Origin of the sequence: Janthinobacterium sp. LS2A, assembly GCF_036543145.1 — a bacterium.
GTDB classification, from domain to species: Bacteria; Pseudomonadota; Gammaproteobacteria; order Burkholderiales; family Burkholderiaceae_D; genus Janthinobacterium; species Janthinobacterium aestuarii.
Genome location: NZ_JAZHPB010000004.1, coordinates 257,810 through 271,029, shown reverse-complemented (window position 1 = coordinate 271,029; position 13,220 = coordinate 257,810). Strand labels below are relative to the sequence as shown.

The window sequence follows — 13,220 nt, the reverse complement described above, 5'->3', positions numbered from 1 at the left end:
GGGAACGGCACGTTAATTTGACGCGGCAGTTTGCAAGGAATTGACGAGGGGAAACTATCTATCAGGCTGTTGTCGCGCTGGCCCCGCCGCTTCACCATCATGGGGAGTCTCGTTGCGCTTCTCGGCATAGGCCTTGAGCGAGCGCATCGTCCTGGGAAGCCCGTCCCGGACTTGCCTGGCAACGCCTGGCCCGAACAAAAAGGCAAGCGCTCCCGTAAACCACACGCGGTGAACGACTTCCGATCCGCCATCTGCGGCAACCACCGTGTGCTCGAAATGGATGCGGAACAAAGGGATGTAGCCTTCGACGGTGAACGAGCGGCCCGCGGAGCGCTCCGTGACGAGCATGGGAATGCCCATCCCCTTGCTGGGAACGATACGGCCATGTGTGCCCACCGCAAATGGCCCATTGAGCCGGGCTTGCTTGGTGTCCGGGTCCCACTGATGCCATCGGTCGACCTCGCTCCAAATTTGATCGACGACCGTGGGCGGGACGGCAATGTGGATGCTTTCTTCGATTTGCATCAGTGGGTATCTCCCTATTAATATCAATATAATTGCATTCTGGCTGTACAAACAAATGACAAGGCATGTATCCACACCTGGGCACGATGCTACCCTAGAAACGCTGACCAAGAGCCCTTAGATTTTGAAAATTATGAATGCAACACATTGGAGGATTCAGGAGCTACAGCATCACTCGGCCGATATTGCCTGGCTGGATGCCGAGGAAGCTCGCCGTGCCTATGATTTGGTCGGCCTTTATGACTCGAAGACGCATCCCGGCCTGAACGTTGACACCGTTGACTCAATCGAACGGCTCGCCTTCGGAGACGATGTGGCCGCTGCAAGCAGCTGGTTGCGCGCCCGTGTGCCGGGAATTCAGCAGGTCATAGTGGTGTTTGGAGAAGACGCATGCTTCATCTGCAGCAGTGTGTTCCTGATCGAGAACTGGCCGGATATTTTTGTGCCGTCACGTGACGACGCGATGATCTATTCGAACGACACGCCGCTTATCGTGTTTTATTGCCATGAGAATCAATTCGAGGTGGGGCAGCGGATTGTCTTTGATTGAAGGCCGTGTTCGGCCAGAAGCCGTCATTGAAAGGAAAAAAATGAACAGTACTGATGGGAAGTTACGAGGTTCATGCCATTGTGGATCTGTACGATTTCAAGTTCGACTTAGCGACGGACTCAAGACAGCACGGCGCTGCAACTGCTCCTATTGCCGCATGCGCGGTGCGATAGCGGTTTCTGCGGCGCTTCAGGATATAGAGATCACTTCTGGAGAGGAATTGCTCACCCTCTATCAGTTTCACACCATGCAAGCGAAGCACTATTTCTGCTCAAAATGCGGGATATACACACATCACCAACGCCGGTCAAAACCCGATCAATTCGGGATCAATGTAGCCTGCCTGGAAGGAATCAGTCCGTTTGACTTTGAAGAGGTAGCAGTCAACGAAGGCCGACTCCATCCAAAAGATAAAAGTGCTGGAGGCGGACCTGACATCGCTGGATACCTGCGCTTTTTTCCTAATACCGCCCCTTAAATGAACCGGAGCGGTCAAAAGATTTAGCCGCGAGCACTACGTCCCGGCAGCGCCACCCGCCGGCTCGCGGCAGTTGTTGCCGGGGCCGGCAAGCCGCCCGCCACTTTCAACGCCGTCCCTTGGGCGTCGCCGCGCAGGCGGAACACGGCCACCACGTCGACCAGCTCGACCGCGCGGTCTTGCAGCGAGGATGCGGCGGCGGCCGCCTCCTCCACCAGGGCCGCGTTTTGCTGGGTGACCTGGTCCATTTGTGAAATGGCCTGGTTCACTTGCTCGATGCCGGCGCTTTGCTCGTGGCTGGCGTTGGCGATGTCGCCCATGATGTCCGTCACGCGGCGGATGCTGGCGACGATTTCTTCCATCGTCGCGCCCGCCTGGTCGACCAGCGCGCTGCCCGTGTTGACTTTATCAACGGAATCCTCGATCAAGCCCTTGATTTCCTTGGCGGCAGCCGCAGAGCGCTGCGCCAGGTTGCGCACCTCGGTGGCCACCACGGCGAAGCCACGGCCCTGCTCGCCTGCACGGGCCGCTTCCACGGCCGCGTTCAGCGCCAGAATATTGGTTTGGAAGGCAATGCCATCAATCACGCCGATAATGTCGGCGATCTTCTTCGCCGATTCGTTGATCGACCCCATCGTGCCCACCACTTGCGCCACCACGGCGCCGCCCTTGCGGGCCACGTCCGAGGCGGACACGGCCAGCGAGTTCGCCTGACGCGCATTGTCCGTATTCTGGCGTACGGCCGAGGTCAGCTCTTCCAGGCTGGACGCCGTTTCTTCCAGCGACGACGCCTGCTGCTCCGTGCGCACGGACAGGTCCGCGTTGCCGGCGGAAATCTGCGCGGCCGCCACGCTGACCGTATCGGCCGAAGCGCGCACGGTGGCGATCACGCCGACGATGCGCTCGAGGAACTTGTTGAAGGCCGTGGCCGTGCGGCCCACTTCATCCATGCGCTCGACGGGCATGGCGGCGGACAGGTCCAGCGAAGCGCTGACGCGCTCCAGGGTATGTTCGATATTGCCCAGTCCACCGCTGATGGTGCGGTAGATATGCCAGGCCAGCGCGCCCGTCAGCAGCACGGCCACGCCCAGCACGGCCAGCATGGTGTTGAACGCCGTGTCGTAGGCGGCCAGGCTTTCCGCTTTTACATCGTCGACCAGCTTGTTGTTGTAGGCGATATGGTCATCCATGCTCTTTTTCGCGGCGGCGGCCGTGATGGCCAGCGGCGTGCCGGCCAGCAAGGTAGCGCGCACGCCATCCATGTCGCCCGCGTAGGCAGCGGCAAAGAATGGCGCCAGCGCGCGGCGGTAGGCTTCCATGGCGGCCTGGTCGGCGTCGAGCATCTTGCTGTCCGTCGCGTCATACAGGCGCTCGGCGCGGTAGGTGGCGATGACCTTGTCGAAATTCGTGTTGGCGTCGGCCACGGCCTTGTCCAGCGCCGTCTTGTCGGCCAGGTTCGAGAACACGGACAGGCGGTAGCCGGCCAGGCGCGAATCAGCGAGGAAACCCTTGGCCGCATTCAAGCCCTGGATGCTGGGAATGATGCGGTTTTGCACGGTGTCAAAACGCTCCTGGGCGCGCTGCAGCTGGATGGCGCCGCCGGCGCCCAGCAATAGCAGGGCCAGCAAGGCGATGGTGAGGGTCAGAATTAATTGCTTGGTGATATTCATGGTGTGTCACAGTAAAAAAGGTGGCCTGGCAAGGCCAGGCAGGATGAGTAGCTGCCGATCGGGTGGCCGGGATCGGTTGCTAGCGGCTAGGCCGCCAGCGGGGCGGCGTCAGGCAAGCGGCGCAGCAAGTCGCCATGCTGGCGGCAAAACGCCAGGCCCGCCTTGTGGCCCACGTCGAACAGCAACTGCATGTTCGAACTGGACCAGTCCAGGGTGTCGGGCCAGTGCTGCTCGGGAATGCCGCCCATCAGGTCGAGCTTGAGCAAACGCCGCTTGGGCTGGCCCGTGCGCGCATCCGTGTTGTGCTCGAGCTCAAACAGGCGCAGCTCGCTCTTGGAAATTTTCACGAGCGGCGTGATGATGGAGCGCACCCAGGCGTCGTACAGGTTGCGCGGCTTGCGCAGCAAGCGCTCGTCACCGAGGATGTCGAGGATGACCAGGGTATCGGCGTCATGGTGCTCGCCCTTGCCTTCGATAAACGGGTCGAAATTGAGCGTATCGAGGGCCGCACCTTCGATGTAGTCGTCGCCGGCGATGGTCGTGGGCGCATACAGGAAGGGAAACGACAACGCGGCGCGCACGTGGATCGGTTCGATCTCGTGCTTGCCCCAGATTTGCATGCGGTGCTCGCTGAGGTTGTAGGCATTGATGTAGAAATCGGGGCGCATGCGCGCCACGCCCGAGAAATCCACGGCTTTTTCAAGAAAGGGCAAATGCGCGCACAGGCCCAGGCTTTTCGCCGACAGATCCGATGGCGACAGCGACGACACCATCAGCTTGCCCCAGTCGGACCAGGCCGTGGGCACGCCCGCAAACGTTTGCTGGAACGCCTGAAAAAAAGGATTGTTGGCCGGCGGCTGGAAGGCATCGCGGAAAGCGCTCGCATGCATGCCCGGCTTCTGGAAGACCTTGTAATTGATCGGGATCATCTTGTAGATGCTGTCGGCCACGCCCGTGTCGGCCCAGCTTTGCAAGGCCTGGCGCGGCGTGGCTTCGTGCGGCGTCGTGTAAAGCAAGCCCATCAACACACCGGCGCCCGAGGCGGAAATGACGTCGAATTCGATGCCCTCATCGAGAAACGCGGCCAGGGCACCGGCGATCAAGGTGGAATTTGGTGCGCCGCCACCGAGCAGCAGACCCGTTTTGCGGGCCGGTTTCGCTGTCGCGGCTGATGCCGGATCCGGCGGTGTCGTCGTGACTGTCTTCATGCACACTCCCTGAACGGAACGGGACTATCATCCCTTAATTGTTGGTTACTACACGCTGATGGCGCCTAATCCTGCCCATGTCCCCGCAAGCGGCGAGCCGATGCAATGTTGCAGAAACAGATATGAAATTAACATAAATAAATTCCTTATGGCAATTTCCATAACGAATGATAGGTATTCAGAAAGGGTATAAGTTGATGCCGTGCGGCATAGCTTGATGCGGTGCAGCAAATATAAATTCGGCGGCGTTAGGATTAATCGCTTTAGGGTAGGAATATTCCCCAAGCAGCCGCCAGCGCGGCGGCCAGGGGCATCAGGGGATAGATGCAGGGCCGGGAGGAAGCGAAGAGAAATGCAAGTGGGTACACAAATGGTCAACAAAGACGCGAATCTTCGGCGACAAGTGGCGGCTTGACGGCCACAGCACCCAGAACTTGCTCGAGTGCAGCAAGTAGCCGGCCAGCACCGCTTGCAGTTCGCCGCGCGCAATGGCGTCGCGCACGATAAAGTCAGGCAGATAGGCGAGGCCCACGCCCTGTGTGGCGGCGCCGATCAAGGCTTCGATATTGTTGCAGGTCAAGGCGGTCGGCAAGCGCAACTCGCCGCCGCTGTCGCCCTCGCCCCGTTGCAATACCCATTCCTGCAACTTGCCCGTGGTGGGAAATTTGTAGCGCACGCAAGCGTGCTCTTCCAGCGCGCGCGGCGTGGCCGGCACGCCATGGCGGGCGAAATACGCGGGCGAGCCGACGATGGCAAAGGCAAACGGCCCCAATTCGCGCGCCATCAGACGCGAATCAGTGAGCGTACCGCTGCGCACGGCCACGTCCACGCCTTCGGCCACCACGTCGACGAGGCGGTCGTTGAAATCGAGGTCGAGTTCGATCTCCGGGTACAGCCGCGTAAACTCGGCCAGCAAGGGCAGGATGATGCGGTAGCCGATCACGGGCAGGCTGACGCGCAGCTTGCCGCGCGGCGCCTCGGCCAGGTGCGACAGTTCCGCCTCGGCATCGCCGAGGTCGGCCAGGATGCGCTGGCAACGCTCGTAAAACAGCGCGCCCTCGTTGCTCAGGCTGATGCGCCGCGTGCTGCGGTTGAGCAGGCGCACGCCCAGCTTTTCTTCCAGCCGCGCCACGCTCTTGCCCACGGCCGAGGCCGACACGCCGAGCAGCCGCCCGGCCGCCACATAGCTGGAAGTTTCCGCCGCGCGCACGAAGGCGGCAATGCCATTCAGATTATCCATGCGACCTCGCTGTCTCTATTAGGGAATATTTGTCCGTTATGAGCGGATTTTCAGCCACTTTTTCACAGATTACGTCCATATTATCATCGGATTCCCTCTTTCTGGAATCATTCCCATGGATACGAATCTTCCCGCGCAAGCCCCGGAACCAGCGACTGCACGGCGCACGCTGGTGCTGGCAGCCGTCTGCCTGGCCGCGCTGTGCATGCCGCTCAGTTTTACGGGGCCGGCCATCGCCATTCCCGCCATCGCCACCGACCTGCACGGCACGCCGCTGGCGCTGGCGTGGATCACGAATGCCTTCATGCTCAGCTTTGGCGGCTGCCTGATGGTGGCCGGCGCGCTGGCCGACCGCTATGGCCGCAAGCGCGTGTTCCTGCTGGGCATGGCCGTGTTTTCCGTCGCCGCGCTGGCACTGGCGGCCGCGCCCGGCATTGTGTGGCTCGACGTGCTGCGCGCCGTCCAGGGCCTCGGTTGCGCCATGGCCCTGTCGAGCGGACTGGCGGCCCTGGCGCAGGAATTCGACGGCCCCGCCCGTGCGCGCGCCTTCAGCCTGATCGGCACGGCCTTCGGCGTGGGCCTGGCCTTCGGCCCCTTCCTGGCAGGCACCTTGATCACGCACACGGGCTGGCGCGCCATTTTTGCGGCCACGGCCGCGGCCGGCCTGGCCGCCCTGCTGGCCGCCGCGCGCGCCATGCGCGAATCGCGCGACCCACAGGCGCAAGGCGTCGACTGGCCGGGCGCCCTGACGTTTACCGGTGCGCTGTCCCTATTTACCTATGGCTTGCTGCAGGCGCCCGATAGTGGTTGGGGCAGTGCCGCCAGCCTGGGACTGTTCGGTGGCGCAGCCTTGCTGCTGGCCGTTTTCATCCGCGTGGAGCGGCGCGCGGCGCGCCCCATGCTGGACTTGACCCTGTTCCGCCTGCCCGCCTTTGCCGGCGTGCAATTGCTGGCGGCCGCGCCCGCATTTTCCTTTGTCGTGCTGCTGGTCTTGCTGCCGGCCCGCTTCATCGGCATCGAAGGCTACAGCGCGCTGGAGGCGGGACGCATGATGATCGCCCTGTCGGCGCCCATGCTGGTGCTGCCGATCCTGGCCGGCATGGCGGCGCAACGCATCGCCGCCGCGCACATCTGCGCCAGCGGCCTGCTGCTGGCGGCGGGTGGCTTGCTGTGGCTGTCCACTTGTGCGCCGGGCCAGGCGCCCGCTACCTTGATCGGGCCGCTGCTGCTGATCGGCTGCGGCATCAGCCTGCCGTGGGGCTTGATGGATGGCCTGGCCATCAGCGTCGTGCCCGTCGAGCGGGCCGGCATGGCGGCCGGCATCTTCAACACGACGCGCGTGGCGGGTGAAGGCCTGGCGCTGGCCATCGTCAGCGCGCTGCTGGGCACGCTCACGATGGCGGCCTTGGGCAAGGTGCCCGGCCTCGCCACGGAGCAGGCGGCGTTGGCGGCGCCCTTCCTGGCGCTGGGAGAATTACGCCATGCGGGCGCTCTGTTGCCGCAGGCCGGCGCCGCCGAACTGGCGCAAGCGTATGGCGCCGCCTTCCGCCACTTGCTGTATGTGCTGGCCAGCATTACGACGGCCTCGGCCCTGCTGATCCTGGCCTTTTTGCGTCATCCGGCGGCCGTGCCAACGAACACGACCGCCCTGCCCGCCTGCAAGGCGCAGCAATAATTCACGACCATCACCATTCCTCCTGCCGTACACGGCGGCGCCCACGCGCCGCCGCCCGCCCTGATGTTTCTCCGCAACACCTCAAAAGTTTCAAGGAATAAAACTAGTTTACTGATCAAAGCGCTTTGAACTATACTCAAAGCGCTTTGAAGCATAACTAAAGCGCTTTGGTTGTGCGAAATTACGCGCGCTAATCCCACACCTATAAAAACACTGGAGACACAATGAACAAATTTTTCTTGAAAGCGTTGCCAGCGGCAGTGCTCATGGCCTTGAGCGCGTCGGCCCAGGCCGCCCTGCCGATCGACTTCGGCGGCTACATCCGCTCGGGCTTCGGCACCAGCAGTGAAGGCGGCAAGGAAGCGTGTTTCGGCCTGGCTGGCGCCTCGTCCAAGTATCGTCTGGGCAATGAGTGCGAAACCTACGGCGAGCTGAAATTCGGCGGCGAAGCCTTCAAGGCAGCCAACGGCACCACTTTCCGCATCAACACCCTGGTGGCGTTTTCCGTCAACCAGAACCAGGACTGGGAACAATCGGATCCGTCGTGGCGCGAAATGAACGTGGTCGCCGACAAGATCGGCACGGGCGCCTTCGCCGAGGCGCGCGCCTGGGTCGGCAAGCGCTACTACGACCGCCAGGACGTGCACATCACCGATTACTACTTCTGGAATAACAGCGGCCCTGGCGCCGGCCTGGAAAACATCGACCTGGGCGCCGCCAAACTGGCCTACGCCATCGTGCGCACGGCCGACGACGGCGACAGCAATCGCATGGGTCTGTCCCACGATTTGCGCTTCTCCGGCATCAAGGTCAACCCCGATGGCGAACTGACCCTGGGCCTGCAATTCAACCAGAAACGCAATGCGCAAGGCGCGGGCCCCATCGCCAGCGGCCACTTGCTGACCATCATGCATACGCAAGGCAATCTGCTGGGCGGCTTCAACAAGGTGGCATTGCAGTACGGCAAAGGCAGCGCCGCCAACACGGGCGGCTTCAGCCTGGGCGCCGGCAAGGATGACAAGGTCGTGCGTCTGACGGAACAGATCATGATCCAGCCCAAAGGCGCCTGGTCGGGCATGGGTACCTTCGTCTACGAAGACAAGGAAACGGCAGGCGTGAGCAGCAAATGGACATCGATCGGCGCGCGTCCCGTCTACCACTTCACGGACAACTACAGCCTGGCCGTGGAACTGGGCCACGACATCGTCAAGCCGGAAGGCGGCGAGAGCCGCAATCTCACCAAGCTGACCTTCGCGCCGCAACTGTCGGCCGGCAACAGCTTCTGGTCGCGTCCCGTGCTGCGCGCCTTCTACACCTACGCCAAATGGAACAAGGCAGCCCAGTCGGCCGCCGCAGCGGAATCGGCGCTGTCGTCGACGGGCGTGTTTGGTGGAAAAACAAACGGCAGCTCGGTCGGTTTCCAGGTCGAGTCGTGGTGGTAAGAGCATCGAACACTGGCTGACGCCGCAAGGCGCCAGCCACTGGCAGCAGCACCGCCCGCTCATTCAGGGGCAGGTAGTAACCGGACCCACCATTTCGCCGCTGCACGCGATGGCCGGCAGCTTCAATGTAGTGATTCAGCAGTATCCTCTTTTAGCGCGGGCGCCCCTGGGTTTGCCCGCGTATTTTTTTGGGCGCCGCCGCCGCTTGCCATACCTCTGATCATTCCGGCATTTATCAGATAAACTACCCTGCATTGCACGGCACCGCACCGCTCCCGACCCACCCCGACTGCAGCATCCATGAACCTCAAAAATCTCGCCAAAACGCTAGGAATATCCGAAACCACCGTCAGCCGCGCCTTGAATGGCTATCCGGAAGTAAGCGAACGCACGCGCGAGCGGGTGCTGGCCGCCGCGCAGGCGGCCGGCTACCGTCCCAATCCCATGGCGCGCAGCTTGGCCGTCGGGCGCACGAATATCGTCGGCATCATCTACCCGCTGATGCCGAACGACCTGGCCGACCCCATGTTCATCGACATCGTGGGCGGCATGTCGGAAGCGCTGGAAGCGCAGCAGATGGACATGATGATCGCGCCCGCTTCGGCCACCAATGAATTCCACACGTATGAGCGCATGGTCAAGGGCCGCCGCATCGACGGCCTGATCGTCGGGCGCACGAAACCGTTCGACGAGCGCATCGCCTACCTGGCGCAGCAGGGCATGCCGTTTGTCGCGCATGGCCGCACGCAGCTGAACCAGCCGCACGCGTGGTTCGACTACGACAACGAGGCGGGCATGCGCCTGGCCGTCGAGCGCCTGGCGCAGCTGGGCCACCAGCGCATCGGCCTGATCAGCGCAACGCCGGACCTGAACTTCGTGCGCCAGCGCGTCGAGAGTTTCCAGCACGCCATGCAGGCGGGCGGCCTGGCCGTCGACCCGGACAACCTGGTCGACAACGCCCACGACCGCCGCGCCGGCTACCAGGCCATGCAGCGCCTGCTGGCCCGCTCGCCCCGCCCCACCGCCGTCATCGTCGACAATCACATGTCGGGCGTGGGCGCCGTGCGCGCCCTGCTCGACGCGGGCATCGCCATCGGCAGCGAGATGTCGCTGATCGTCTGGGGCGTGATGGAAGATTCCCTGGCCGGCCACAACGTCACCACCGTCGTCCAGCCCGACCCGCGCGGCGCCGGCGCGAAGATGATCCACATGCTGCTGGCCCTGATGGACGGCACGCCCGTCACCGACCTGCAGGAACTGTGGCCGTGCGAACTGTTGCCGGGCGAGTCGGCGGGACCGGTAATTAGGTAGTTAAATATTGCATTGGCCCGCAGCAGAAAGCTGGGGTCAGTCACTGCGTGATCGGAATGGGTCCCACTGGGGCCATTCCCCCGCCGGGTCTGACCCCGGTCCTCCCACCTTGTTGTCCTGAATCACCCTCATAAAAAAATCGTATGTCTGGAGCGTGTATCGCTTTACTTTTCAAAGCGCTTTGAACTATACTCATTTCATACCCAAAGCGCTTTGAATTTTAAAATAAGACGTTCGCCTACCAACCAGCAGCGCCGCCCTGATAGCCAACGCTACAGGCAACTTTTAAGAAATCATTCATGCCGACCATCCAGAACAATCTCGCCCATCTGCCCGCCGACTGGTGGCGCAGCGCCGTCATCTACCAGGTGTATCCACGCAGCTTCCTCGACAGCAATGGCGACGGCATCGGCGACTTGCCCGGAATTACCTCCAAGCTCGACTACATCGCCGCCCTCGGCGCCGACATCGTGTGGATCTCGCCCTTCTTCACGTCGCCGATGAAGGACTTCGGCTACGACGTGGCCGATTTCTGCGACGTCGACCCGATGTTTGGCACCCTGGCCGATTTCGACCGCCTCGTGGCACGCGCCCATGAACTGGGCTTGAAAGTGATGATCGACCAGGTGCTGTCGCACTCGTCCGACAACCATCCGTGGTTCGTGGAAAGCCGCTCGAGCCGCGACAATCCCAAGGCCGACTGGTATGTGTGGGCCGACCAGAAACCGGACGGCACGGCGCCGAACAACTGGCTGTCCGTGTTCGGCGGTTCCGCGTGGCAATGGGAGCCGCGCCGCGGCCAGTATTACCTGCATGATTTCCTCGTCAGCCAGCCCGACCTGAACTTCCACAATCCGGCCGTGCAGCAGGCCCAGCTGGACAACCTGCGCTTCTGGCTCGAACGCGGCGTCGACGGCTTCCGCTTCGATTCCTGCAACTTCCCGTATCACGACCAGTTGCTGCGCGACAATCCACCAGCCGCGCAGCGCGATGCGAGCAGCGTATCGGCCATCAATCCCTACGGCATGCAGGCGCACGTGTACGACAAGACGCAGCCGGAAAACATCGCCTACCTGCAGCGCGTGCGCGCCGTGCTCGATGAATACAAGGCCGTTTCCATCGGCGAAGTGGGCGACGACAATGCGCTGGCCACCATGGCTGCCTATACGGGCGCCGACAAGCTGCACATGGCCTACAGTTTCAACTTGCTGACGGCGGAGTTTTCGGCCGCGCACATCCGCAAGCAAGTGGAAGAATTCGAAGCGCAAGTGGCCGACGGCTGGGCTTCCTGGTCCGTGGGCAACCACGACAGCGTGCGCGTCATGACGCGCTGGGGCGGCGAGAACCCATCGCCCTCGCTGGCCAAGGTCGTGCTGGCCGTGCAGGCGGCGCTGAAAGGCACGCCGTGCCTGTACCAGGGCGACGAGCTGGCCCTGACGGAAGCGGACATTCCTTTCGAAGCGCTGCAAGACCCGTACGGCATCCCGTTCTGGCCCCAGTTCAAGGGCCGCGACGGCTGCCGCACGCCGATGCCATGGGTGGCCGAAGCGCCGCATGGCGGCTTCAGCACCACCACGCCGTGGTTGCCCGTGCCGCCGGAACACCTGGCGCGCGCCGCTGACGTGGAAGAACACGATAGCGGCTCGGCGCTGCGCTTTGCGCAGAACATCCTCGCCTGGCGCCGCACCCTGCCGCAATTGCTGCGCGGCGATATCGTCTTCTTCGATGCACCGGAACCTGTGCTGGCCCTGCGCCGCGACTTGCCCGGCCAACCGTCCGTGCTGGCTGCCTTCAACCTGGGCACCGAGGCCGTCACCTTCACTTGGCCGGACGCGGCGGCAGCGGCCGATCTTGCCGGTCATGGCTTGCCAGGTAGTAAAGATAACCAACAGCTCAGCCTGCCTCCGCATGGCGGCTGGTTCGGCACTTTGGCGTAAATCGCAGGCTTTGGCGGCCATGCCGCCAATTACAATAACGAGCCCCGCGCATCAGCGGGGCCAAATTGAGATGATGAGGACGACATGGCAGGACTGAAATTAGCAGGGCTGAAGAAGGCATATGGCGACGTGCAAACCCTGCACGGCATCGACCTGGAGATCGCCGATGGCGAATTCATGGTCTTCGTGGGTCCGTCGGGTTGCGGCAAATCCACCTTGCTGCGCAGCATCTGCGGCCTGGAAGAAATCAGCGGCGGCGACTTATTCATCGGCAAGACGCGCATGAACGACGTGCCGCCTGCCAAACGCGGCATCGCCATGGTGTTCCAGAGCTACGCCCTGTACCCGCACATGAGCGTGGCGCAGAACATGGCCTTCGGCCTCAAACTGGCCGGCATGAGCAAGGTGCAAATCGCCGACGCCGTGCAACGCGCCGCGCAAATCCTGCGCATCGAGCCTTTGCTGGAACGCAAACCCAAGGACTTGTCGGGCGGCCAGCGCCAGCGCGTGGCCATCGGCCGCGCCATCGTGCGCAAGCCCGACGTCTTCCTGTTCGACGAACCGCTGTCCAACCTGGACGCATCCCTGCGCGTGCAAATGCGCATCGAACTGGCGAATTTGCACCGCGAATTGCGCTCGACCATGATTTACGTCACGCATGACCAGGTCGAAGCAATGACCCTGGCCGACCGCATCGTCGTGCTCAACGCGGGCCGCATCGAACAGGTGGGCGCGCCGCTCGAGCTGTACCACCACCCAGCCAACCTGTTCGTGGCCGGTTTCCTCGGTTCGCCCCGCATGAACTTCCTCAAGGGCAAGATCCACAGCTACGCCGACGGCGTGGCCACCATCGCCACCAACGCGGGCGGCATGGTGCAAGCCGTGTTGACGCAGCCATTGGCCAGCGGCACCCCCGTCACCGTCGGCGCGCGTCCCGAACACGTCCAGGCATGCGCGCCCGGCGCCACGGCCGCCATCACGGCCACCGTGCAGGCCGTGGAAAAACTGGGCGACATCAGCTATCTGTATGTGCAGGTACCGGGCGGCGACGAGCCGCTGGTCGTGCGCGCCGATGCGGAAACGGACTGGGCCATTGGCCAATCCGTGGCCCTGCAGGTGGCGCCCGCCCGCGTCCACGTATTCGACGAGCACGGCCAGACCCGTACCTGATTCCGCATTTAAAG

At 62.8% G+C, this 13,220-nt stretch carries 11 protein-coding genes; 7 read left to right on the top strand and 4 right to left on the bottom strand.

Annotated features, from left to right (window positions below):
• Positions 1–54 precede the first annotated feature (54 nt).
• Entirely contained in the window at positions 55–525 is a 471-nt protein-coding gene (locus V3C40_RS13980) for an SRPBCC family protein (protein ID WP_219328262.1), read from the bottom strand.
• 133 nt (positions 526–658) lie between these two features.
• Between V3C40_RS13980 and V3C40_RS13975 the strand changes: the two genes are divergently transcribed.
• A complete protein-coding gene (locus V3C40_RS13975) occupies positions 659–1,075 on the top strand; it encodes a hypothetical protein (protein ID WP_331777746.1) in 417 nt (138 codons plus the stop codon).
• Entirely contained in the window at positions 1,062–1,553 is a 492-nt protein-coding gene (locus tag V3C40_RS13970; protein ID WP_442907262.1) for a GFA family protein, read from the top strand. The genes V3C40_RS13975 and V3C40_RS13970 overlap by 14 nt, the downstream gene beginning before the upstream one ends.
• A 23-nt stretch (positions 1,554–1,576) precedes the next feature.
• Here V3C40_RS13970 and V3C40_RS13965 read toward each other — a convergent pair whose 3' ends face one another.
• From V3C40_RS13965 to V3C40_RS13955, 3 genes are all read right to left on the bottom strand, one after another.
• Positions 1,577–3,223 (bottom strand): methyl-accepting chemotaxis protein, encoded by a 1,647-nt coding sequence (locus tag V3C40_RS13965; protein ID WP_331777745.1) that lies wholly within the window; start codon positions 3,221–3,223, stop codon positions 1,577–1,579.
• An 86-nt stretch (positions 3,224–3,309) separates the two neighbouring features.
• Positions 3,310–4,431, bottom strand: a complete 1,122-nt coding sequence (locus V3C40_RS13960; protein WP_331777744.1) for a patatin-like phospholipase family protein — start codon at positions 4,429–4,431, stop codon at positions 3,310–3,312.
• Between the two features lie 313 nt (positions 4,432–4,744).
• Positions 4,745–5,671, bottom strand: a complete 927-nt coding sequence (locus V3C40_RS13955) for a LysR family transcriptional regulator (protein ID WP_331777743.1) — start codon at positions 5,669–5,671, stop codon at positions 4,745–4,747.
• A 115-nt stretch (positions 5,672–5,786) separates the two neighbouring features.
• Here V3C40_RS13955 and V3C40_RS13950 point away from each other — a divergent pair, with 115 nt between their 5' ends.
• The 5 genes from V3C40_RS13950 (at position 5,787) to V3C40_RS13930 (ending at position 13,206) form a co-directional block, all read left to right on the top strand.
• The gene (locus tag V3C40_RS13950) at positions 5,787–7,346 is read left to right on the top strand and encodes an MFS transporter (RefSeq protein WP_331777742.1); all 1,560 of its coding nucleotides are present in this window, start codon (positions 5,787–5,789) and stop codon (positions 7,344–7,346) included.
• A 224-nt stretch (positions 7,347–7,570) separates the two neighbouring features.
• Complete coding sequence (locus tag V3C40_RS13945) at positions 7,571–8,788, top strand: maltoporin (protein ID WP_331777741.1); 1,218 nt, start codon at positions 7,571–7,573, stop codon at positions 8,786–8,788.
• A 300-nt stretch (positions 8,789–9,088) separates the two neighbouring features.
• Positions 9,089–10,099, top strand: coding sequence for a substrate-binding domain-containing protein (locus V3C40_RS13940; RefSeq protein WP_034757092.1), 1,011 nt, complete (start codon positions 9,089–9,091; stop codon positions 10,097–10,099).
• Between the two features lie 299 nt (positions 10,100–10,398).
• A complete protein-coding gene (locus V3C40_RS13935; RefSeq protein WP_051991838.1) occupies positions 10,399–12,036 on the top strand; it encodes an alpha-amylase family glycosyl hydrolase in 1,638 nt (545 codons plus the stop codon).
• Between the two features lie 84 nt (positions 12,037–12,120).
• Positions 12,121–13,206, top strand: a complete 1,086-nt coding sequence (locus V3C40_RS13930; RefSeq protein WP_331777740.1) for an ABC transporter ATP-binding protein — start codon at positions 12,121–12,123, stop codon at positions 13,204–13,206.
• The last annotated feature ends 14 nt before the right edge of the window (positions 13,207–13,220 follow it).